General features: G+C 61.9%; 19 protein-coding genes and 1 pseudogene. 3 read left to right on the forward strand and 17 right to left on the reverse strand.

The window, feature by feature from the left end; translation table 11 throughout:
- Window positions 1-409: 409 nt before the first annotated feature.
- The 3 genes from ABD833_RS06090 to ABD833_RS06100 all read right to left on the reverse strand — a co-directional run bounded on the left by ABD833_RS06090 (window position 410) and on the right by ABD833_RS06100 (window position 2706).
- Window positions 410-1615 carry a hypothetical protein gene (locus ABD833_RS06090; protein WP_345071671.1) on the reverse strand — a complete coding sequence of 402 codons (1206 nt, stop codon included), beginning with the start codon at window positions 1613-1615 and terminating at the stop codon, window positions 410-412.
- A 188-nt stretch (window positions 1616-1803) separates the two neighbouring features.
- Window positions 1804-2268: a peptide-methionine (R)-S-oxide reductase MsrB gene (gene msrB, locus ABD833_RS06095; RefSeq protein ID WP_345071673.1), complete on the reverse strand. Its 465-nt coding sequence runs from the start codon at window positions 2266-2268 to the stop codon at window positions 1804-1806.
- A 90-nt stretch (window positions 2269-2358) separates the two neighbouring features.
- Entirely contained in the window at window positions 2359-2706 is a 348-nt protein-coding gene (locus ABD833_RS06100; RefSeq protein ID WP_345071674.1) for a hypothetical protein, read from the reverse strand.
- A gap of 171 nt (window positions 2707-2877) precedes the next feature.
- Between ABD833_RS06100 and ABD833_RS06105 the strand changes: the two genes are divergently transcribed.
- The gene (locus ABD833_RS06105; protein ID WP_345071675.1) at window positions 2878-4389 is read left to right on the forward strand and encodes an NAD(P)H-hydrate dehydratase; all 1512 of its coding nucleotides are present in this window, start codon (window positions 2878-2880) and stop codon (window positions 4387-4389) included.
- Between the two features lie 368 nt (window positions 4390-4757).
- On the opposite strand, the gene ABD833_RS06110 is transcribed toward ABD833_RS06105, so the two are convergent.
- From ABD833_RS06110 to pafA, 5 genes and pseudogenes are all read right to left on the reverse strand, one after another.
- The gene (locus ABD833_RS06110) at window positions 4758-5651 is read right to left on the reverse strand and encodes a UbiA family prenyltransferase (RefSeq protein WP_345071676.1); all 894 of its coding nucleotides are present in this window, start codon (window positions 5649-5651) and stop codon (window positions 4758-4760) included.
- A 68-nt stretch (window positions 5652-5719) separates the two neighbouring features.
- On the reverse strand, window positions 5720-5821 hold the full coding sequence (locus ABD833_RS06115) for a DUF6766 family protein (RefSeq protein WP_345072001.1): 102 nt from the start codon (window positions 5819-5821) through the stop codon (window positions 5720-5722).
- A gap of 9 nt (window positions 5822-5830) precedes the next feature.
- Window positions 5831-5932, reverse strand: a pseudogene (locus tag ABD833_RS06120) (DUF6766 family protein); the annotation flags it as partial.
- A 170-nt stretch (window positions 5933-6102) separates the two neighbouring features.
- A complete protein-coding gene (locus ABD833_RS06125) occupies window positions 6103-6684 on the reverse strand; it encodes an inorganic diphosphatase (protein ID WP_345071678.1) in 582 nt (193 codons plus the stop codon).
- Between the two features lie 118 nt (window positions 6685-6802).
- Window positions 6803-8512 carry an alkaline phosphatase PafA gene (gene pafA, locus ABD833_RS06130; RefSeq protein ID WP_345071679.1) on the reverse strand — a complete coding sequence of 570 codons (1710 nt, stop codon included), beginning with the start codon at window positions 8510-8512 and terminating at the stop codon, window positions 6803-6805.
- A 545-nt stretch (window positions 8513-9057) separates the two neighbouring features.
- On the opposite strand from pafA, the gene ABD833_RS06135 reads away from it, so the two are divergent.
- Complete coding sequence (locus tag ABD833_RS06135; protein ID WP_345071680.1) at window positions 9058-9789, forward strand: HAD family hydrolase; 732 nt, start codon at window positions 9058-9060, stop codon at window positions 9787-9789.
- A gap of 204 nt (window positions 9790-9993) precedes the next feature.
- On the opposite strand, the gene ABD833_RS06140 is transcribed toward ABD833_RS06135, so the two are convergent.
- The 9 genes from ABD833_RS06140 to ABD833_RS06180 all read right to left on the reverse strand — a co-directional run bounded on the left by ABD833_RS06140 (window position 9994) and on the right by ABD833_RS06180 (window position 17879).
- Complete coding sequence (locus ABD833_RS06140) at window positions 9994-11754, reverse strand: T9SS type A sorting domain-containing protein (RefSeq protein ID WP_345071682.1); 1761 nt, start codon at window positions 11752-11754, stop codon at window positions 9994-9996.
- A gap of 159 nt (window positions 11755-11913) precedes the next feature.
- Window positions 11914-12804 (reverse strand): ATP synthase F1 subunit gamma, encoded by an 891-nt coding sequence (atpG, locus tag ABD833_RS06145; RefSeq protein ID WP_345071684.1) that lies wholly within the window; start codon window positions 12802-12804, stop codon window positions 11914-11916.
- A 106-nt stretch (window positions 12805-12910) separates the two neighbouring features.
- Complete coding sequence (gene atpA / locus ABD833_RS06150; RefSeq protein ID WP_345071685.1) at window positions 12911-14494, reverse strand: F0F1 ATP synthase subunit alpha; 1584 nt, start codon at window positions 14492-14494, stop codon at window positions 12911-12913.
- An 8-nt stretch (window positions 14495-14502) separates the two neighbouring features.
- Window positions 14503-15063, reverse strand: a complete 561-nt coding sequence (atpH, locus tag ABD833_RS06155) for an ATP synthase F1 subunit delta (protein ID WP_345071686.1) — start codon at window positions 15061-15063, stop codon at window positions 14503-14505.
- A 105-nt stretch (window positions 15064-15168) separates the two neighbouring features.
- Complete coding sequence (locus ABD833_RS06160) at window positions 15169-15663, reverse strand: F0F1 ATP synthase subunit B (RefSeq protein ID WP_345071688.1); 495 nt, start codon at window positions 15661-15663, stop codon at window positions 15169-15171.
- A 141-nt stretch (window positions 15664-15804) separates the two neighbouring features.
- Window positions 15805-16062: an ATP synthase F0 subunit C gene (atpE, locus tag ABD833_RS06165; RefSeq protein ID WP_100338570.1), complete on the reverse strand. Its 258-nt coding sequence runs from the start codon at window positions 16060-16062 to the stop codon at window positions 15805-15807.
- Between the two features lie 52 nt (window positions 16063-16114).
- Entirely contained in the window at window positions 16115-17191 is a 1077-nt protein-coding gene (gene atpB, locus ABD833_RS06170; RefSeq protein ID WP_345071691.1) for a F0F1 ATP synthase subunit A, read from the reverse strand.
- A 33-nt stretch (window positions 17192-17224) separates the two neighbouring features.
- Entirely contained in the window at window positions 17225-17629 is a 405-nt protein-coding gene (locus tag ABD833_RS06175; protein ID WP_345071692.1) for a hypothetical protein, read from the reverse strand.
- Between the two features lie 10 nt (window positions 17630-17639).
- The gene (locus tag ABD833_RS06180; protein WP_345071694.1) at window positions 17640-17879 is read right to left on the reverse strand and encodes an AtpZ/AtpI family protein; all 240 of its coding nucleotides are present in this window, start codon (window positions 17877-17879) and stop codon (window positions 17640-17642) included.
- 283 nt (window positions 17880-18162) lie between these two features.
- On the opposite strand from ABD833_RS06180, the gene porW reads away from it, so the two are divergent.
- A complete protein-coding gene (gene porW / locus ABD833_RS06185; protein WP_345071696.1) occupies window positions 18163-21168 on the forward strand; it encodes a type IX secretion system periplasmic lipoprotein PorW/SprE in 3006 nt (1001 codons plus the stop codon).
- The last annotated feature ends 68 nt before the right edge of the window (window positions 21169-21236 follow it).

A 21236-nucleotide genomic window follows, 5' to 3' on the forward strand; every position in this document is an offset into this window, starting at 1 on the left:
AGTAAGGGTGGAACAGGAAAGCCAGCAAATTTACGAAAAGGCCGGCCGGGGCAGAACCAGGCGGCAGGCTCAAAGCCTAAAACGCACCGCCGCGGGCGGGGGTGCGAAAGTCGGCAGTTTTTCGGCAACCGCCCCAGCAAAAACTGCCGCCGGCCCAGGGTCGACGGCGGTTTGACCGGATTAGTAGCTGTTTACAAGCCGGTGTACCGGTTTAAACAGGTAGGGGCGGGGCTGGCCCCCGGCCGTCGTTGCCCGACCATCGTTGCCGCGGCGCGAAAGGCGGGCGGGGGCCAGCCCCGCCCCTACAATCTTTCTGTACACTGACTCGAAAGCTGCTTTAGCGTTTACCGGCTTACGGAATCACCAGGCGGGTCTGCCCCGTCAGCTTACCGGCCCGCAGGCGCACCATCTAAAGTCCGGGCGGCAACGCGGTGGTAGGCAAGCGTATTTCCGGGGCGCGACCAGCCAGCAATTTCGCTGTAGCTACCCAGCGCCCGGTAGCATCCAGGATATCAACTGTTCCCGCGGTAGCCGAGGCCGGCAGCTCATAGTGCAGCACGGCCTGGCCCTGCACCGGATTGGGCGACACCGTCAAAGCAACCCGGGGAGTGGCCGTTGGCCGCACACTGGTTATCTGGGCGTAGGTATACAGGTCGCGGTAGCCATCCTGGAAGCTGGTGCCGGTCCAGTCCTGCCCGTAGTCTGACAGCACGTTGCCCTGCGCGTCATAGGTGTACAGGTTCTGCCCCCAGGTACGCCAGGCGCTGCCGTTCCATTCCTCAATCTGCTTTGTAGCCAGCTTCCCGGCCGCGGCGTACTGGTAGGTCTCCCGTTGGAAATTCTGAAGCAGGCCGCTGCTAGTGGCAATATGCTGACTGCGGGTTTGCTGAACGTTGCCCTGCGGATTGTAGGTGTAAAATATTTTGCTGCCGGGCTGCCAGGCACCAGTGGCATCTACCCGCTGATAATCGAAGATTTCCAGCTGCCCCTGGCTGTTATAGGTGTAGAAAGCCTGTTCATACAGTTCAGATACCCCGCTCTGCGAAATGCTTACCGCCAGGAATTGTGTCAACTGCCCGGCAGCGTTATAGCTCAGGGTTGTCCGTTGGCTTAGGTGCCAGGTTGGATTACCTTGATTAAAGAACCCGTTGACTTGGGTCAACCGACTATTGGTATACGTATAGCCGTACGCCCAAACACGCTGCTCGGCCGGTGGCCGGGCAAGCACCAAAAGCGTATCGGACACGAGTTGCGCGCTGGCGTTGTAGTGCCGAAGATTTTCACTGAACCCCCGCCACGCGGCATCAATCCACAGTTCGCTCCTTAGGAAGCCATACAGGTTGAAGGTGCCGTACTGGGAGTATACATGGCGGGTTTCATTCTGCCAGCTGTTAGTACCGGCTATGTAGCGTTGCCGCAGACGCTGCTGCAGCTGGGCCACGGTAGCCGCGCGCCGGCCCATCGGCACCAGCGTTTCCGGCCGCGGGATGCCAACAGTTTCCAGCGAGCTGAGGGGCTGCGGGGTTTGCATATTGGTTTGGGCCTGAACCGGGAGCGTCAGCAAGCTGAACCAGCAAGCCAATAGCGTAAAGTATTTCAGGGTAAAGTGTTTCATAAAAGCAGGTAAGCGAGAATTCTCAGATCCGAAGAGCCGGCCGCCGGGTCGAAGGGAGCGGCTTAGCCGCGCTTAACCCAGGACGCCACGAAACGGGTGGGTAATCCGGGCATAAAAACGGCGGCCGGAACAGGTCCGGCCGCCGCTCAAATACTTATCGGGACAAGCAGCTACCTGCCCCGGCCAGTCTAATAAACGGTTTCCTTGGCTTCCGCCACCAGCTTCACGGCGGCCGAGTTGATGCACAGCCGCAGCCCGCTTGGGGCCGGACCGTCGGGGAAGACGTGGCCCTGGTGGGCGTCGCAGGTGTTGCACAGCGCTTCCACCCGGGTCATGCCGAAGCTGACGTCTTTCTTGTACCGGATGGCGTTGTCCTGCACCGGCTGGGTGAAGCTGGGCCAGCCCGTACCACTCTCGAACTTGGTGCGCGAGTCGTAAAGCGGGGTGCCGCAGCACACGCAGGCGTAGAGGCCGGCTTCGTGCGCCTCGCAGTACTCGCCCGTGAAGGCCCGCTCGGTACCGTGCTGCCGCGTAACGTGGTACTGCTCGGCCGTGAGCTGGGCTTTCCACTCGGCATCGGTTTTTTCCACCCGCCGCTCGGGGGCCGGGCTGCCGTGGTTAGCCAGCCGGATTACGTCGTTCCAGGTTTGCATATAGTTGGGGTTTAAAGTCAGGGGTTCCCTTGCAAACGCGGGGGCCCGACGGGAAGTTTTAGGAACTGCCGGTCCGCTCCCCGCGGCGGGCTAGTTTTTCACCGTCCACGTCCGGGTATTGCCGGTGTGGTCTTTCGCCACCACGGTATAGTTGCCCCTGGGCAGCGCCAGCGCCTTCTGGTCCTGCGGGCTTTGTAGCTCCACTACATCCACGGGCACGGCCCGGGTCAGGTCCTCCGCGGCGGCATAGGCCAGAATCAGGCACGGGTAGCCCACGGATGCCGGCCTGGCCACGGCTACGGGTCGGCGGCCGGGGCTGAACACCCAGTCCGGGCGGCCGCCCCGGTACGTGGTGCGCGGGTGGTACACCATCGCATCCACCGACACGTCGTTGCTGACCAGGGCTGCCGGTTCGGGCTTTGGGTTGGTACCCAGCACAAGGAGCCGGGTAGAAAAAGTATCTTTCCGGACATCAGTAAGCGCAAGTGGTAAGAACAAAGAGCGCCTAACGGGACCCCAAAAACCCAATTTTTATTGTCTCCCACCTGCCCCTCCCGTTGGAAGTGCGGCCAAACCAGGTATTCCTGCCTGTCCCAGTATCCTTCCGCTATGAAGCTTCTCACCGCCGCCCAGACCCGCCAGGCCGACCTGGCCACCCTCCAGGAACAGGGCATCACCTCGGCCGCGCTGATGGAGCGCGCCGCCACCGCCTTCACCGACTGGCTTACGGCCCGCCAGACCCCGACCGAAGCCGGCGGAATCCTGGTGTTCTGCGGCCCCGGCAACAATGGCGGCGACGGGCTGGCGGCCGCCCGGTTGCTGCACCAGCGCGGCTACCTGGTGCGCGTATATAGCCTGGTCGCCGCCAAATACTCCGCTGATTTCAGCCTGAACCGCCAGCGTTTGCCCCTCTTGCCGGTGACGGAATTAGACCCGGCGGCGCTACCCGTTATTGTGCCCGGGGCCCTGGTAGTCGATGCCCTGTTTGGCACGGGCCTGACCCGCCCGCTGACGGACGCCGCCGCGGCGGTAGTGCAGCACCTCAATCAGGCCCGGGCGCGGGTCATTGCGCTGGATATTCCTTCCGGATTGCTGGCCGATGCGTCCCAGCCGGCGGGCAGCCCGGTGGTGCGGGCCCGGCACACGGTTAGCTTTGAGCGGCCCAAGCTGGCTTTTCTGCTGCCGCAGAACGTCGGCTTCGTGGGCCGCTGGCACGTGCTGCCCATTGGGCTCAGTCCGCATTTCATGGCGCAGGTGGCCAGCGAAATGCACCTCGTAGACGCCCCGCTGCTGGCCGGTAAGCTGCCGCGCCGGGCCACCTTCGCCCATAAGGGTACCTATGGCCATGCGCTGCTGCTGGCCGGTAGCGTCGGAAAAACAGGCGCGGCCGTGCTGGCGGCCCGCGCCTGCCTGCGCAGCGGAGTGGGCCTGCTCACGGTGCGCGGGCCGGCCATAGGCTACGCCATTTTGCAAACCGCCGCGCCGGAGGCCATGGTCCTCGCCGACCCGACCGCCGATTTCGTGACGGAGCTGCCCGATTTGAAGTCTTATTCCGCTATTGGCATCGGCCCCGGCCTGGGCCAGGAAGCAGCAACGAAGCAGATGCTGGCAAAGCTGTTGCGCGAAGCAAAGGTGCCGCTGGTGCTGGACGCCGACGCGCTGAACCTGCTGGGCGCCAACCCCGGGTTGCTGGCCCTGCTCCCCCCCGACTCGCTGCTGACGCCCCACCCCAAAGAGTTCGAGCGCCTCGCCGGCCCCGCCCGCGACGACTACCATCGCCTGGAGCTGCTGCGCGCCTTCTGCCAAAAACATAGGTGCTACGTGATTCTGAAAGGAGCCTACTCCTGCCTGGGCACGCCGGTCGGGGCGCTTTACTTCAACCCCACCGGCAACCCCGGCATGGCCACCGGCGGCAGCGGCGACGTGCTCACCGGCGTCCTCACCGCCCTGCGGGCCCAGCACCTGTCGCCCCTCGATGCGGCCCTGCTGGGCATGTACGCCCACGGCCGCGCCGGCGACCTGGCCGCCCAGAAAACCGGGGAAGCCAGTCTGGTGGCCGGCGACCTTATTGATTACCTGGGCCCCGCTTTTCAGGAGCTGACCGCGCCCGAAACATTCTAGCGGCAGCTACAGCGGCTGACAGGTAGCGCACTGGCAGAAGTCTGAAGCCGCCACCGGCGGCGCGACTTCCCGCCTCGAACACGAGGTCAGTCTCCAGACTGACGGCCGCTGAAGCGCAGCTGAACAGAAGCCGGTCTAGCTGCCGACTACTGGATGCCGGATAAGAAATTGCGGGGGATATTCCGCCAGTCGGGAGACTTGCCGCGGGCCTGGGGTCTGAAGCCGCCACCGGCGGCGCGACTTTTGACAGCTGACGCAACAGCCCCGGTTCCGCAAGTCTGGAGACTTGCCGCGGGCCTGGGGCGGGAAGTCGCGCCGCCGGTGGCGGCTTCAGACTTCTGCCAGCCGTGCTTCTGCTAGCCGCTGGCTTACGCAACCCAATACGCCACCAGGAACTGCACCAGCATCAGCCCGTCGGCCAGCAGGGCGAAGTAGTAGTCGGGCCGGGTTTCCTCGGCGAACCAGATGATGACGCCCGCCAGCAGCGTGGGCACCGTGAGCACCAGCACGTGGGGTGCCGACACGCCCGGCGGCAGCAGCAGGGCCGAAACCACGAGAAAAGCCAGCCCCAGCCACTTCGTGGCCCGCAGTCCGAACAGGCCCGGAAACGTGCGGGTACCACTGAGTCGGTCCTTGGTAAAGTCGCGGATGTCGAAGATCAGCGCCAGGTTCAGGATAAAGAAAAACCGCCGGGCAAACAGTACCCCTACTGCCGGCTCGCGGAGTGCTTTGCCCAGGTGCAGCGCCGGCACCCACACCGTGACGGCCGACCAGACGTAGGCAATCAGGAAAATCTTGAGCAGGGGCAGGTCGCGCAGCGCCCACCAGCGGCCGTGCCGGCGCACTACCGGAGTGGAATAGAGCAGGGATATGGCGGTCAGGTGCGCGAGAAACAACGTCAGCGGCTGCCAGCCATCCGCCCAGAACAGCCCCAGCGCCCCGGCCAGGCTACTCAGGGCCAGCAGCAATAAGGCCCGCCGGTGCCGCAGCATCCACCGCTTACGCGCCGACAGCACGGCCTGCTGCCGGTGTTTGTAGGGCAGCACGCTGTCGATGTTGTAGAGAAACAGCGTAGCCGTGAACACCAAAGCGCCGAGACGGACCGGAATCTGGTCCTGCCAGAACAGAAAGGTCGCCCAGGTCAGGCCCGTGGCCGCCGCCGCTACCAGCAGGCTGCTGTAGAGCACGGCATCGAGCCCGCGCCGAAACACGGGAGGCAGAAAAGAAGTAGCCAACGGCGGCTGGTCGCTAAACTCGCGCATGGTTCCGAACGGCAGGCAGCGGGCCACGAGGACGAGGAGCGCCGGTGGACGAAGGTAAGGCCCCGGGCCTATTTGCCGGTTTCGGCGTGGGGCGCATTCACGGGCTTGGACTGGGGCGAGCCCTGCTGCCGCAGGAAAACGGACAGCCCCACTATGGTCACGATGGACAGGAACTTGCTTTACCAGTTCTCAAAGGTGGCTTCCCCAAAATGCCCCGAGGTCAGGTACCGGCCCAGCATCAGCGCCGGCAGCTCCATTTCTCCGGGGTCGTGGTTGTATCCGACCCGGCCGGTTCGGCCTGACGAAAAAACCCCGAAACCAAGCTGGTTTCAGGGTTTTAAGGTTATCATAACGAGGTAGAGACGTGCTACTTCGCGTCTCCTCGTTCGCGCCGTTCCCCCGGCACCGTTCAACGCCGGGATGCGAAGTGTCGCGTCTCGACATCGTTCACTTACGCTTTCAGGCTTTCCACGGTCACGGTAGCGCCGTCGGCATCCTTCGCGAACGTCTCGTGATAGAGCGTGATGCTGTCCTCGATGATCCGGTAGGCATCTTCGCGGCCCAGGAACTGCTCCACGGTCACCTGCTTGTGCTCCAGGGCTTTGTAGTCTTCGAAAAAGCGGCGCATTTCCAGCAGCGTGTGCGGGGGCAGGTCGGAGATGTCGTTGTAGTGGTTCACCGAAATGTCGTTGGCGGCCACGGCAATGATTTTATCGTCTTCCTCGTCGCCGTCAATCATCTGCATCACCCCGATTACCTTGGCATCGACCAGGCACATGGGCACGATGTCGACGGAGCAGATAACGAGAATATCGAGTGGATCTTTGTCGTCGCAGTAGGTCTGGGGGATGAAGCCGTAGGCGGCCGGGTAGTGCACGGCCGAGAACAGCACGCGGTCCAGCTTGAGCATGCCGCTGTCCTTATCCAGCTCGTACTTGCCTTTGCTGCCTTTGGGAATTTCGATGATGCCATTGACGATGGCCGGAGCGTTTTCGCCGCGCTCTACATCGTGCCAGGGGTTAAAATGAGCCATTATTCGTTATTTGAGTTGGTTTTTGGTTTTTGGTTTTTGGGTATTGGTTTTTTGGGAATCAGAGGCCAGACACTGTCGCGTCTGCTCCAAAAACAAAAAACCAATACCCAAAAACCAGCTATTTGAGCACTTCCAGCAGCGGCGTGCCGGTGCAGCCGTTGGGTTCCTGCAGGTGGAGCAGGCGCGCCAGGGTGGCGGCCACATCCGTAATTTTGGCCACCACGCTGGATTCGCCGTGCTTTACGTGCCAACCCCAGAAAAGGAGGGGCACGTGGGTGTCGTAGTTGTTCAAAGAGCCGTGGGTGGTGCCCTTACTCACCGGATACGTGTACGATTCGAGCCAGCCGGGCTGCAGCACCACCATCACGTCGCCGCTGCGGTTGGGGAAGAAGCCGTTTTCCAGGTACATCAGCATCCCGCTTTCCCAGTGCGACTTCTGCAGATCGTCGGCCGCGATGGCGCGGTTCACGCCGCTGAGGGCCACGGCAATGTCCACCACCTCATCCTGCACCGTGCGCAGATTCAGCTTCTGCCGGGCAATGAGGGGGCGGTTGAGGTATACCTGCTGATTCTCGTAGGCCAGCACCCACTGGCCGGGACCGTGCCGCTTCGTCAGCGCCTGCTGAATAGAGTCGCGCATCAGGGCCGGGCCCACCGAGCCGGCGGGCAGCTTGTGCTCGCGCATAAAGTTCGGGGAGCTGGCCGCGCCGTGGTCGGCCGACAGGAACACCAGCGTCTGGCCCTTGCCCACGGTTTTGTCGAGGTAAGTCAGCAGGCGGGCAATATCCTGGTCGAGGCGCAGGTAAGTGTCCTCGGTTTCGATGGCCGTGGTGCCGAACTGGTGGCCTATGTAGTCGGTGGAGGAAAAGCTCAGGGCCAGGAAGTCGGTCTGGCCGCGCTGGCCCAGCTGCTCGGCCCGCACGGCTTCGAGGGCAAAGTCGAGGGTGAGGGAGTTGCCGAAGGGCGTGGACCGGATCAGGTCCAGGTTGCGGGGCGTGGCCACGGGAGCCTTTTCGCCCTCGGCTTTCAGCGCGCCCTGCACGGCCGCCGGGGCCCCGGCGCTCAGGGCGGGCAGGTTGTGGGGGAATACCGGCTGGGCCTCGCCCTTGAACGTAGCTTCCCAGGGCACGTCGTCGGCCGTGCTTTCGGTGTACTGGCCGATGGGCAGCAGCGTTTCCCAGGGCTGGTCGAGGTAGCGGGCGGCGCGCTGCTCGCCGTTGAAGCGCGTCACCCACTCGGGCAGGGCGGGCTGGTAGTAGGTGCTGCTGATGAAGGCGCCGTTGGAGCCGTCGTACCAGTAGGCGGCGTTGGCGGCGTGGCCGGCGGGCAGAATAGAGCCCCGGTCCTTGATGCACACCCCGATTACCTTGCTCTGGAAGTTTGAGGCCAGCCGCAGCTCGTCGGTGATGGTAGTGGTGAGCATATGGCGCGGCGACATCTGCCCCGCCGCGGCCGTACCGCCCACGGCCTGCACGGTTTTGTCCTCCGTCACGTAGGTGCCCTTACCTTCTTCGCGCACAAACCAGTTGTTGCCTACGATGCCGTGCATCGACGGAGTGGTGCCGGTGTAAATGCTGGCGTGGCCCGGCCCGGTGTAGGTGGGCACGAAGTTGTAGTGGGTGTTTTCGTAGCTGAAGCCTTCGCCCAGCAGCCGCCGGAAACCACCGGTGCCATACTTATTCCAGTAGCGGTAGAGGTAGTCGTAGCGCATCTGGTCTACCACGATGCCCACCACCAGCCTGGGGCGGCTCAGCGGCGCGGCTTTCTTCTGCCCAAAAACGGGCGCGGCCAGCGCGGCGGCCAGCAGCAGGAACAGGCTCTTCTTCAAATCAGTAGCGACATTAAGGTCAGGAACAGACAGGATACTGCCTCACCAAAGCTAAAAAACCAGTTTTCCTCCTCAGCTGAGGAGAACTGGCTTTCTACCCTTGGTTCTCTGCTTGCAAAAGCAATACTTCCCAGGGCGACTGCAAAGGTAACAGCCCGCGTCCGGAATTAGGGTGCCGGCAGCTAAAATAGCCGGGGCGGCAACCCTGACGCTTACAGCACGTCATGCAGAGGCACCGCCGAATCATCTCGCGGACTGCCATTTTGAGGCTACTCCTTTAAAATCGTCTGTCATCCTGAGTAAAACGAAGGACCTTCCTGCTTTAGCTCACAACCCTGTTAATTGAGCGGCGTCCCACCCTGCAACGGCATTGGGTTGACTCGTTGAAAAAAGCTTTACAGGGCCGGAAGAGGAAGGTCCTTCGCTTTGCTCAGGATGACAGACGTAATAGGGTTGGCGACTCACCATCAGCACGCGAGATGCCTCGGCCCCTGGCTCGATGCGCCACATGCTCGGCATGACGGGCTGTTTAATTCTTCCCTCCTATGTCCACACCGCCCTTCCCCCACGCCCTGATCTTCGACCTTGACGGCGTCGTCATCGACAATACCCGCTACCAGGCCCGGGCCTTTCAGCTGCTGTTCCGCGACCTGGGCCTGACCACCAACGCGGCCCGGCTGCTCCGGCGCCTGAACGGGATGCCGGCCTCGAACATTCTCAAAACCGTTTTCACGAGCCCCGTCCCGAAGAAGAAGCTGGAGGAGTACGCCACCCAGCGCGAATTCCTGTACCGCACGCTCTACTGGAAGCACCGCCGCGAAACCGCCGGCCTCACCGCGTTTCTGCAAGCCGCCCGGGCGGCCGGGTTCCGCCTGGCCCTGGGCACCGGCTCCGGCGCGGAAACCATCTCCTACATCCTCGACCACCTCGGGCTGCGGCAGTACTTCGACGTCATCATCGGCAAAGACGACGTGGCCCAGGGCAAGCCGCACGGCGACACCTTCGCCGCCGCCGCCCGGAAGCTGGGCGTGCCGCCCGAGCACTGCCTCGTGTTTGAGGATGCCGTGCTGGGGGAGCAGGCCGCCTACCGGGCCGGTATGCGCGTAGTAGCCGTGGCCTCCTCGCTCAAGCCCGCCGACTTCCAGGCCCCGCTGCTGGTCATCAAGGATTTCACCGACCTGACGCCCGAGCGACTGCGGGAGTTGCTGGCGCAGGCGCCCGAAATTCCGCAGCCGAGCAAAGAGCTGGCCCGGCGGGCCTACAGCAAGCTTCGGTAGCACCCCGGCTGAACGATTGTTGAGACGCGGATTCGCGTCTCACTTGGCCGCGCCGTCCGGACGATTGTCGTCCAACGATGGAGACGCGAATACGCGTCTTTATGCCCGGCTGTCATCGTTTAAAGCCGAGACGCGAAGGGTCGCCTCTCTACCCAAAAAAGGCCCGCCTCCTTGTGGAAGCGGGCCTATGTGAATTTCACCCTTCTACTCCACGACCAGCCGACGGCTCACCTGCCGGCTGCCGGCGTACACCCGTAGCTGATACAGCCCCGGCGGGAGCCCCGTCAGCTCCACGGCCGCCGTAGTGCCCGCGGCGGGCCAGCTTACCGGCTGGGTGCGTACCAAGCGGCCCAGGTTGTCCAGCACCGTGAGCGTGGCGGTGAGTTCACCTGCTACAGGCGGCAGCCGCAGGGTGGTGCGGCCTCGGGCCGGGTTGGGAAACAGGCTCACTCCTTGCCACCCTGCCGGCGGGCCGGCGGCGAGCGGGCTCAACTCATCCAGGTAGGCTAAAAAGGCGGTGTGGCGCGTCGGATTGGCAATGGTCTGCGTGCCGAAATCCGCCGTGGGGCTGTAGTACTCCCCGCCCACGTACACGTTTGATCCACTCACCGTCAGGGTGTAGGCGTAGTCGTGGTCCCAGCCCCCGCCCTGCCGGGCCCAGGCGAAGCTCCCCGTGCTGCCGGCGTCGAGCAGCTTGGCGACGAACACGTCGGCGCTGCCCAGCCCGGGCAGCGTAGTCGGGCCGAACCTGGTGGACCCCCAGAAGTTGCCGGCCACGTACAGTCCCGTGCCGGTAACGGCCAGGGCCTGGGCCACTGCGGGGTGCTGGCCATTGCCCACGGGCTGCGCCCAGGTAAAGCCGGCGGCGGAGCCGGCATCCGTAAGCTTGACCACAAAGGCATTGTAGCCGAAACCGGCGTTGGTCAGCGTAAGGCCGCCAAAGCCCGCCTGGGCGCTATTGAAGGAGCCGGCTACGTACACGCTCGTACCGTCTACGGCAATGGCAGTGGCCCCGTCCTGGCCCCGGCCGCCGGCACTCCGGGTCCACGTGAAGCCGGCGCTGCTGCCGGCATCGGTAAGCTTGGTCACAAACACGTCGGTATCGTTGTTGTTGGCGCTGCTGTTGATCAGGGTAGTGCTGCCAAAGGCCGCCGTCGGGCTGCGGTATTCCCCGGCCACGAATACGCTGGTGCCGTGCACGGCCACGGACCGGGCCAACTCCTGCCCGATGCCGCCGGCCCGCTCAGCCCACGCGAAGCGGCCGCTGCTGCCCGCATCGGTCAGCTTGGCCACGAACAGGTCCGAATAGACGCCACCGACGGGCGACAGGGAGGTGGTGCCAAACTTGGCGCCAGTGCTGTCGAAGCTCCCTGTCACGTACAGGTTACTTCCACTCACGGCCATGGCCGTCACGGATTCGCTGTTGGCGCCCCCGGCGCTTTGGGCCCACACAAAGCTGCTGCGGAAGCCCTGATCCTCCAGCTTCACCACAAAGGCATCGGAGCTGTTGGGGCTGGTGTTGGTAAGGGTGCTGGCGCCAAATTCGGCGGTGGCCCCACTAAATCTGCCCGCCACGTACACGCTCGTGCCGCTTACGACCAGCGCCCCCACTGCATCGTAGCCCGACCCGCCGGCCCGCTGCGCCCACACGAAGATGTTGGCAACCGGGTTCCATTTGGCTACGAAAATGTCTTCGCTGCCGACGCTGGTCAGCGCCAGGGTGCCGAAGCTGACAGTACCCGTGAAATGCCCGGCCAGGTACACATTGCCGCCGGCATCGGTAGCCGTGGCCTTAACGGCGGAGTAGTCAAGGCCGCTCTGGCTCATGCTCACGGCCGCCTGCCAGGTCGGTGCCTGGGCGTGGGCGGCGGCCCCGAGCAGCCACAGGAGCAGCAGCGGCCCCAGACGCCGGGCGCACGGCTTACGGCCAGGCCAATAATTCAGGAGTACAGAATGGATCATCATAAGAGGTAAGGAGTTTGATAAGTAGAGCTGCAGGGCAGCGAATAGAGGAAAGCAGCCCATGATGCAAAGCACGGCATAATACTCAGTGGTCCCGAAGGCTCATTAAAAAAGGCCCGCCTCCTGGCGGAGACGGGCCTTCTCATACTTCTAAAACTTCCTCTACCGGCTGGCGGCCAGGGCCTCGGCCCCACCCACGATTTCGAGAATCTCGGTGGTGATGGCCGCCTGACGCGTGCGGTTGTAGGTTAGCTTGAGCGACTTGAGCAGCTCCCCGGCATTTTCGGTGGCTTTGTCCATGGCCGTCATGCGGGCCCCGTGCTCCGAAGCGTTGCTTTCCAGTACGGCCTTGTAAAGCTGCACCTTCAGCGACTGCGGAATCAGGGTCTGCACGATTTCCTCTTTCGAGGGCTCAAAGATATAGTCCACATTCGACGTAGCCGTACTCGTCGCGGGCGCGGCGGCGGGTACCAAGGGCAACAGCTGCTCGGTTTGCACCACCTGGGTGGCCACGTTCTTGAACTCGTTGTAGACCATGGTCACCTCGTCGTACTGGCCGGTCCGGAAACCTTCCATCGCCTGCTCCGCCGCTTCGCGCACGGTTTCAAACGACAGCTGCCCGAATACGTGGGTGTAGTTGCCCAGAATCGGACCGCGCTTCGAGAAATACTCGTGGGCACGCTTACCGATAGCCAGCACCGTAAGGTTGCCGGCGGCTGCCTGAGCGGCGTAGCGCTGGGCAATCAAAGCATTCACCGCCTTGAAGATGTTGCTGTTGAAAGCCCCCGCCAGGCCGCGGTCGGAAGTAATGGCAATGATCAGCACGCGGCGCACTTCGCGCTGAGCGGTGTAATCACTCTCCATCTCCTCCCCTACCTGCGCGGTCAGGTTGCTCAGAATGCTGTTGAGCCGCTGGGCGTAGGGACGCATGCGCATGATGTTGTCCTGGGCGCGCCGCAGCTTGGCCGCCGCCACCATCTTCATGGCCTTGGTGATCTGCTGCGTACTCTGCACCGATACAATGCGGTTGCGGACTTCTTTTAAGCTTGCCATTCCGTTGGGAATTAGTAATTAATAATTAAGAATTAAAAATTGCCGTCGGACGAAAACCAGCCGGACCGCAACCCTCAATTCTTAATTACTAATTCTTAATTATTAATTACTTGTTGGCGTATACCGCCGACAGATCTTTGGCGACCTGACGGATGGCACCCGTAATCTCGTCGTCGAGCTTACCGGCTTTCAGCGACTTGAGCACCTCGGGGTGGCGCGACTGCATCACCTGGCGGAACTCGGTTTCGAACTCCCGCACCTTGTTCACCGGCACCAGGTCGAGCAGACCGTTGGTGGAGGCGTAGATGATGGCGACCTGGTCTTCCACCTTCACGGGCGAGAACTGGGGCTGCTTCAGGATTTCGAGGTTGCGACGGCCGCGCTCAATGGTGAGCTTGGTCGAGGCGTCGAGGTCGGAGCCGAACTTGGCGAAGGCTTCCAGCTCGCGGAACTGGGCCTGGTCGAGCTTCAGCGTACCGGCCACTTTCTTCATCGACTTGATCTGGGCGTTGCCCCCCACGCGCGATACCGAGATACCCACGTTGATAGCGGGACGCACACCGGAGTTAAAGAGGTTGGTTTCAAGGAAGATCTGCCCGTCGGTAATCGAAATTACGTTGGTTGGGATGTACGCCGAAACGTCCCCGGCCTGGGTTTCGATAATCGGCAGCGCCGTCAGCGAGCCACCGCCTTTCACCATGTGCCGAATGCTGTCGGGCAAATCGTTCATGTCGGCCGCAATCGTATCGGACGCGTTGATCTTCGCGGCCCGCTCCAACAGACGGCTGTGCAGGTAGAAAACGTCGCCAGGGTAAGCCTCACGTCCGGGAGGACGACGCAGCAGCAGCGACACCTCGCGGTAGGCCACGGCCTGCTTCGACAAGTCGTCGTAGACGACGAGAGCGGGACGACCCGTATCGCGGAAGAATTCGCCGATGGCGGCACCGGTGAAGGGAGCAAAGAACTGCATCGGAGCCGGGTCGCCGGCGGTGGCGGCCACAACTACCGTGTAATCCATGGCGCCGCCCTTGGTCAGCGACTGCACGATCTGGGCTACGGTGGAGGCTTTCTGGCCTACGGCTACGTAGATGCAGAAAACCGGCTCGCCGCGCTCGAAGAACTCGCGCTGGTTCAGAATAGCGTCAAGCGCTACCGTCGACTTACCCGTCTGACGGTCGCCGATGATCAGCTCACGCTGGCCCCGGCCGATTGGAATCATGGCGTCGATAGCCTTGATACCGGTCTGCATGGGCTCGGTTACCGGCTGGCGGAAGATTACACCGGGGGCTTTGCGCTCCAGGGGCATCTCGTAGGTGTCGCCGGCAATCGGGCCGCGGCCGTCGATGGGCTGACCGAGCGTGTTGACCACGCGGCCAATAATGCCTTCGCCGACTTTGATGGAAGCAATCTTGTTGGTCCGCTTCACCGTGGCGCCCTCGCGGATTTCGCTGTAGTCACCGAGCATTACGGCCCCTACGTTGTCTTCCTCCAGGTTCAGCACCAGGGCCTGCAGGCCATTTTCAAATTCAATCAGCTCCCCCGCCTGGGCATTGCCCAGACCGTAGATGCGGGCTACACCGTCGCCAACCTGAAGTACCGTACCAACCTCTTCGAGTTCGGCTTCGGTCTTAAAGTTGGACAGCTGCTCCCGCAGGATGGCGGATACTTCATCCGGACGTACGTCTGCCATGGTATTGTTTATAGATGGGGTTGGTAGGGGTTCTCTTTGAAGGTGTTGCGCAGCTTGCGCAAGCTGTTGCGCACCGATTCGTCGAGCTGACGGTCGCCCACGCGCAGGATGAAGCCGCCGATGAGCGACTCATCAACCGATTCGTGCAGGGTTACGTTCTCGAGGCCCGACTGGCGGCGCACCACTTTGTTGAGTTCTTCGCGCAGCTCGGGAGCGAGCGGGGTGGCGGTAGTCACCTGGGCGACCTGCATGCCCCGCCGTAAATCGTACTGGCTCTGAAACTCGGTAGCTACCCATTCCAGGGTATTTTCGCGGTTGTGCTGGGTCACGATGGAGAAAAACTTCTCCGTCAGCTCCGACACTTTACCACTAAAGATTGCCTTGAGAATAGCCAGCTTTTTATCGTGCTTCACGATGGGGTTGCGCAACAGCAGGCGCAGGTCACGGTTCTGGTCCAGCGTTTTGCGGAACAGGTCCATGTCTTCCTTCACTTGCTCCAGCGTCCCACGCTCCTCGGCCAGATCCAGCAGGGACTTGGCATAGCGGGAGGCAACTCGTTGTTCAGACATTGGTTTTCAGTTGCGAGTTGCCAGTTGCCAGTTGCCAGACTCCAAGTAACTGCTGATTACAAATCAACTGGCAACTGGCAACCGGCAACTGGCAACTGATAACAACTAGTTCAATTTTACTTCCTTCAGATACGAATCGACGAGCTGCTGTTGGGAGTTGGTATCAGCCAGCTCCCGGCGCAGGATGCGCTCGGCAATGTCGATGGAAAGCTTGGCGGCCGTGTTTTTCACCTCGGTCAGCGCGGCATTCTTTTCGTTCTGAATGGCTTCGCGGGCCTGCATGATCAGGCGGCTGCCTTCTTCGGTGGCTTTATTTTTGGCCATCTCAATAAGCTGGTTGGCCATCTGGGAAGCTTCCTGCATCATCTTGTCGCGCTCTATGCGGGCTTCGGTCAGCAGCTTTTCGTTGCCGGCTTTCAGCTCCTGCATGTCCAGCTTAGCCTGGTCGGCCATGCGCAGGGCGCTTTCGATGGAATCCTCACGCTCTTTGAGGGAGCTGAGAATAGGTTTCCAGGCAAACTTGGCCAGCAGGAACAGCACGATGAGGAAAATCACCAGCTGCCAGAAGATCAGGCCAATATTGGGGGTTATCAGTTCCATATACTCAGGTAGGAGGGTGGATATCGAGGAGAAAGAAAGGCGGCGTACGCGCCCCTCCAGCAACCCAAAAAAGCCAAGTCAGCCCGCCGCGCCGTGCGCCGAAGCGACGCGCAGCGGGCTGCTCAGGCAGTGCCCCTAGCTCTAGAGGTTAAACGAAATCAGCAGGCAGACTACGACCGCGAACAAGCCCAGACCTTCGATCAGAGCCGCTACGATCAGCATAGCGGTTTGAATTTTGCCGGAAGCTTCTGGCTGGCGGCCGATGGCCTCCATAGCGCTACCACCGATACGGCCGATGCCCAGGCCAACGCCCAAAGCCACCAGACCAGCACCAATACCGGCACCCATTACAGCCAGACCAACAGAATTCGCAACCTGCAACAACAGAGAAAGAAGCATACAACAAAAATTAGAGGGAAGTGAAAAACGAAAAAATCGGGGGAAGAAAAGCTTAGTGAGCAGCGCGGGCTACGTGGGCATCGTCGGCTCCGTCGCCGCCGCCCATCTGGTAGTCGGCATCGTGGTGGTCTTCTACCGCGCCGCCGATGTACATGGCGGTGAGCAGGGTGAAGATGTAAGCCTGCAGAATGGCCACCAGCAGTTCCAGCACGTTGATGAACAGGCCGAAGGCCAGCGTCACGGGGCTGATGAAGATACTTTTGAAGATGAAGATCAGGCTGATAAAGCTCAGCACTACGATGTGACCGGCCGTGATGTTGGCAAACAGTCGGATCATAAGCGAGAAGGGCTTCACCACCACGCCGATCAGCTCTACCGGAATCATGATGATCAGCAGCGGCTTGGGCACGCCGGGCGTAGCGAAGATGTGGGCCCAGTAGTTCTTATTGGAGCTGGCCAGGGTGATGATCAACGTCAGCAGGGCCAGCGTCATCGTCACGGCAATGTTGCCGGTGAGGTTGGCCGCACCCGGCATCAGACCCAGCAGGTTGTTGAACCAGATAAAGAAGAAGACGGTGAGCAGGTACGGCATGTAGCGCTCGTACTTCGGCCCGATGGACTTCTTGGCTACTTCATCGCGGATGAACGTGATGATCGGCTCGAAGAACGACTGGATGCCGCGGGGAGCCCGGCCGTGGTTGGTGCGGTAGCCGCGGGCTACGGCCGTAAACACGAGCAGCAGAATCGCGGCGCTCAGCAGCAGCGAAGCCACGTTCTTGGTAATCGAGAAGTCGTATACCTTGCCGCCGTCTTCGGCCATCAGGTGCTCATGCTCCAGCTTCAGGCCATTGTAAGCCTGGCCGTGGGCCAGGTTAGAAGACGAGAAAACGCTCAGGCCCTGGGCCGGCTGGTAGGCAATAACGGGCAGCGGAATGGTGAGGTGGCTGCCGTGCTCTTCGTCGCCGAAGGTGGCGAAGTGCCATTCGTGCGAGTCGCTGATGTGGTGGAGGATCATCTCTCCGGGGCTGAAGGCTTCCTTGTCGGTTGCTTCGGCCTGCGTGGCCGTCGGCTCGGCGGCAAACGCAGGAAGCGAAAGAATGCAAAAGAGAGCTATCAGTAAACGCTTCATTCAGTGGGGATTAGAATTTTGCCCGCAAAACCCTTATTCGGGGCTTTCACCCGGTTTTGAAAACGGGCGCAAGTTACTCAGGATGCTCCAGATTTCAAACCCGGCAAATAAGAAATACAACAGGAAGAAGCTTCCCAGGAAGGTCCAGGTGCCGGGGCCTTCCTTCGCGCCGCCTTTATACAGGTAGACCAGCACCAACCCTACCGACAACAGCAGCCGCACGACCATGCCCCCGAAAAAGGCGACCATGAACCCATCGGGGTTGGCTTTCAACAGCCGGGCGGTCAGCCAATAGGTAATGGCGGTGAGCCCGGCGAAGAAGCCCAGCACGGAGTACGCCAGCGGGTGGATAACGGCTGCGCCAAACTGCTGCTGCAGACCGTACATCACCGCCCAGACGAGCAGACAGAAGAAAAAGAAGTTGCGAAGGAAAAGCACTGCGCTGTTATTATTCGTTACGGGAAAGTGACCGAATGACCTGATACGTGGCGGCCACCAGCCCAGACACCATCAGCCCGATGGTGTACCAGGGGTTTTCGGTCTGGAAATACTCGTCCAGCTTCAGCCCGCCCCAGGTGCAGAGGCCAATGATGGCCAGCATCTGAAAGCCCAGCCCGGAGTACCTGGCAAAGGCCCGCATCCGGTCGGCATCGTCGGACTTATTGGGTGGCGGAACGTCGGCAGACATGGCATTGGGCAGTTTGGGGGTGCGAAAGTATTGATTTTCGGCGCAGTAGCCTACGCTTGCCCTCCGCTTTCGGGGAAAGAAGCCGGTTGGGCCCGGGGAAAACCGGCCTGGTAACGGGCACCGTTTACCGGGCCGCTTACCGCCTGCGCCGGACGGGGCGGGGAAAAACTGTAATTTTACCCAACGTGCTACGTTGTAGAACGCCCGCGCCGCCGGAACGAACGAAACCACGGTACGCCCGCGTTTGAAGTTTGCAACTTGGGAGCCTGACTATTATTCTGCCTTGACGAAGTATCCGCTTTTCCGCCTGCTTTCCCTACCGGCCGGGCTGCTCCTGGCAGTTGTGGTCGGGGCCTGCTCTTCGGAGCGAAAGTCCATCATCGGGCATGGCTACGAGAATATAGTCGCCCGCGACAATGGCTTCTTTCTGGCCCGCGAGAAGCTGGCGGCCACCGAAGCTACCCTGTATGCGGCCCGCGTGAACGACTACAACCGCGTGCTGCCCCTCTTCCCCACCCTGGACGATGCCACCGTGGCCCGCGTAACGGCCGACCTCGACGACATCATCAAGAAGGCTTCGCTGCCGATTCAGCACCGCCCGGGTAGTGAATGGACCGACAACAGCTACCTGCTCATCGGTCAGGCGCGCTACTATAAGAAGGAGTTTGAGGATGCGGGCAAGACGTTTAAGTACGTAAACACCACCAGCAAAGACCCGAACGCCAAGCACGAGGCCCTCATCTGGCTGATGCGCACGTTTCTGGCCACCAAAGAGCTGGAAAACGCGGCCGCCGTGTCGGATCTGCTCGACAAGGAGCAGGGCACCGGGCAGAATGCCCGCGAGCTTTTCCTGACCCGCGCGGAGTATTACCTCCAAACCGGTGACCAGCCCAAGGCCATCGAGAATCTGACCCGGGCCCTGCCTTATATCACGCCCAAGAACGAGCTGTCGCGCACCCGCTACATTCTGGCGCAGCTGTATCAGGCTACCAATCAGGATAAGGAAGCCTATGCCCAGCTCAACCAGATTCTGAAGCATAACCCGCCTTACGAGCTGGATTTCTTCGCCAAGCTGATGCTGGGCCAGGTTTCGGACCTGAACACTACCGACAAAGCCCGGCTGGATAAGTATTTTGCCAAGCTGCTGAAAGACACCAAAAACAAAGAGTACCGCGACAAGATCTACTACGAGATGGCGCGGCTCGCCTATCGGCAGCAGCGCTACGACAACTCACTGGCGCTGCTGCGGCAGTCGGCCCGGGTTACGACTACCAACAAGGCGCAGAAGTCGTACACCTACCTGCTGGCCGGCCGCATCTACTACGAGAACCTGCAGAAATACCGGCTGGCCGCGGCTTACTACGACAGCACCGTGCAGAATATGCCCCGGGAAGCCCCGGAGTACGCCGCTACTGCGGAGCGCAGCCTGGTGCTGAAGGATTTCGCCAAGCAGCTTACCACCATCGATACTCAGGATAGCCTCCAGGCCCTGGTCCGGCTGGATACGGTGGCGCTGCGCAGCCGCCTGACCGAATATGCTACGGCGGAGCTGGTAGCCCGCCGGAAGGAAGTTGAGCGGCAGGCTACCCTCGCGGCCCGGCAGGCCCAGCAGCTGGAAACGGCCAGCAACAACGCTACTTCCGCTTTTGGCACGGCTAACTTCGATCCGCTGGCGGCTGCCAACAGCAGCACCGGGGCGCTCTGGTATTTCGACAACCCGACGTCGCTGGCCGCGGCCCGGGGCGACTTTATCCGGAAATGGGGCGACCGGCAGCTGCAGGACAACTGGCGCATCACGAGCCAGGCCAGTGCTTCCGCCGTTACAAGCCAGGGGGGCAACGTCCCGGTTTCCATTGCCGGCGCGGGCAGCACCAGCGTCAACCCGCCCGGTGGTAGTGCCGGGGCCGGCGCGGCCGCGGCTGATCCGGCGGCTCAGGTACGGGGCCTGGTTGCCGGCTACCGCCGGAATCTGCCGCTGACCGAGCCCCAGCTGAAGGCGTCGGAGAAGCAGGTAGAAGAGGCACTGTTTGCCTTGGGCGCCATTTATAACCAGCAGCTGCGGGAGTCGGCGCGGGCCACCGAAACGTACGAGAAGCTCGTGGCGCGCTTCCCGGCCGGGGTTTATTCCCCCGAAACCTACTACAGCCTGTACCTGCTCTACAAGGAGCAAAACGACCCGAAAGGAGAAGCCTACGCCCGGAAGCTGCGCCAGGAATACCCGAACTCATCGTATGCGCGGCTGGTGGCCGACCCGGAATACCTCCGGCGCACCTCAGTGGCCAACGCCCAGGTGAGCATCCGGCTGGATTCGGCTTTCACGTTCTACAAGAAGCAGGAATTCACCAAAGCCCGGGCGGTGCTGGCCCGGGCCAGGCAGCAGTACCCGGTGAATGATTTGACCGACCGGACTTCGTTTCTGAGCACCTTGCTTATCATCCGCACCCAGCCACCCGTGGCGGCGCGGGCGGCGGTAGACAAATTCCAGCAGGACTACCCCGAAAGCCCGCTGCGGAGTCAGGCCCAGGCTTTGCTGGGCAGCTATAAGCGCTACGAGGAAGGCCAGATTACCGGGGCGCTGGCGTCGACCGATAAGCCCGTGGTGTCCATTTTTCGCCCTGGTGAGGTTGACAACCGGATGCGCATTTTCTACGGTGAGCACGAGTCGCCGGCCAGCCTGGTAGCCCCGGCACCCCTGGCTTTAACGCCGGCCGCCCAGCTCCCGGCGGCTCCCGTTCCGGCTACGCCGGTGCGGCGGGGGGCTACGCTGGCTCCTAAAGCTGCCGGGGCCGGCCCCGGGGCGGGTAAAACCGTGGTCCCGCCTGCGCCAGCAGCTCCAACGCCTCCCGCCCCCACCCCGGCAACCGGGACAAGCCCGGCAGTACCGGATCCGGTGCCCCTGGAGCCGGTTAAGCGGGGTACCGCGTACTCCACCAATCTGACTGCCGGGCACGCCGTGGTACTTGCCTTCCCCAAAGGAGCAGCGCCCCTCAAGGATCTGCCCGCCTTGCTGACTGCTTACAACGGTCGGTTCTTCAAGGCCAGCAATCTGCAGGTTCAGCAGTCCGGGCTGACCGACAGCCTGGAGCTGGTCGTGGTGCAGTCTTTGCCGGGCGCGAAGGTGGCGCAGAGCTATGCTCTGAAGCTGCGCGGCCCCCAGTCGCCGCTCAGTCGTCTGCGGGGCGCGGGTTACCAAACGCTGATAATTGGTATTGACAACCTCCCCCTGTTGCTTCAAAGCAAGGATGTGGAGGAGTATCAGCGCTTCTACCAAAAGACCTACTCTAAATAATTCTGAATTGTGAATTCTGAATTATGAATTGTTCTGTGCTGCGGGCTCAGTTCAAGCCATAATTCAGA

This window comes from Hymenobacter fastidiosus (genome assembly GCF_039539565.1).
Taxonomy (GTDB): domain Bacteria; phylum Bacteroidota; class Bacteroidia; order Cytophagales; family Hymenobacteraceae; genus Hymenobacter; species Hymenobacter fastidiosus.

What these genes read in the sequence shown, in the direction of transcription:
- atpE (WP_100338570.1), bottom strand. Translation starts at nt 16,062, where the DNA reads ATGCTTCTTTCTCTGTTGTTGCAGGTTGCGAATTCTGTTGGTCTGGCT.
- ABD833_RS06135 (WP_345071680.1), top strand. Translation starts at nt 9,058, where the DNA reads ATGTCCACACCGCCCTTCCCCCACGCCCTGATCTTCGACCTTGACGGC.
- ABD833_RS06105 (WP_345071675.1), top strand. Translation starts at nt 2,878, where the DNA reads ATGAAGCTTCTCACCGCCGCCCAGACCCGCCAGGCCGACCTGGCCACC.
- ABD833_RS06125 (WP_345071678.1), bottom strand. Translation starts at nt 6,684, where the DNA reads ATGGCTCATTTTAACCCCTGGCACGATGTAGAGCGCGGCGAAAACGCT.
- ABD833_RS06160 (WP_345071688.1), bottom strand. Translation starts at nt 15,663, where the DNA reads ATGGAACTGATAACCCCCAATATTGGCCTGATCTTCTGGCAGCTGGTG.
- ABD833_RS06140 (WP_345071682.1), bottom strand. Translation starts at nt 11,754, where the DNA reads ATGATGATCCATTCTGTACTCCTGAATTATTGGCCTGGCCGTAAGCCG.
- atpA (WP_345071685.1), bottom strand. Translation starts at nt 14,494, where the DNA reads ATGGCAGACGTACGTCCGGATGAAGTATCCGCCATCCTGCGGGAGCAG.
- ABD833_RS06110 (WP_345071676.1), bottom strand. Translation starts at nt 5,651, where the DNA reads ATGCGCGAGTTTAGCGACCAGCCGCCGTTGGCTACTTCTTTTCTGCCT.
- ABD833_RS06180 (WP_345071694.1), bottom strand. Translation starts at nt 17,879, where the DNA reads ATGTCTGCCGACGTTCCGCCACCCAATAAGTCCGACGATGCCGACCGG.
- ABD833_RS06090 (WP_345071671.1), bottom strand. Translation starts at nt 1,615, where the DNA reads ATGAAACACTTTACCCTGAAATACTTTACGCTATTGGCTTGCTGGTTC.
- atpG (WP_345071684.1), bottom strand. Translation starts at nt 12,804, where the DNA reads ATGGCAAGCTTAAAAGAAGTCCGCAACCGCATTGTATCGGTGCAGAGT.
- atpH (WP_345071686.1), bottom strand. Translation starts at nt 15,063, where the DNA reads ATGTCTGAACAACGAGTTGCCTCCCGCTATGCCAAGTCCCTGCTGGAT.
- atpB (WP_345071691.1), bottom strand. Translation starts at nt 17,191, where the DNA reads ATGAAGCGTTTACTGATAGCTCTCTTTTGCATTCTTTCGCTTCCTGCG.
- msrB (WP_345071673.1), bottom strand. Translation starts at nt 2,268, where the DNA reads ATGCAAACCTGGAACGACGTAATCCGGCTGGCTAACCACGGCAGCCCG.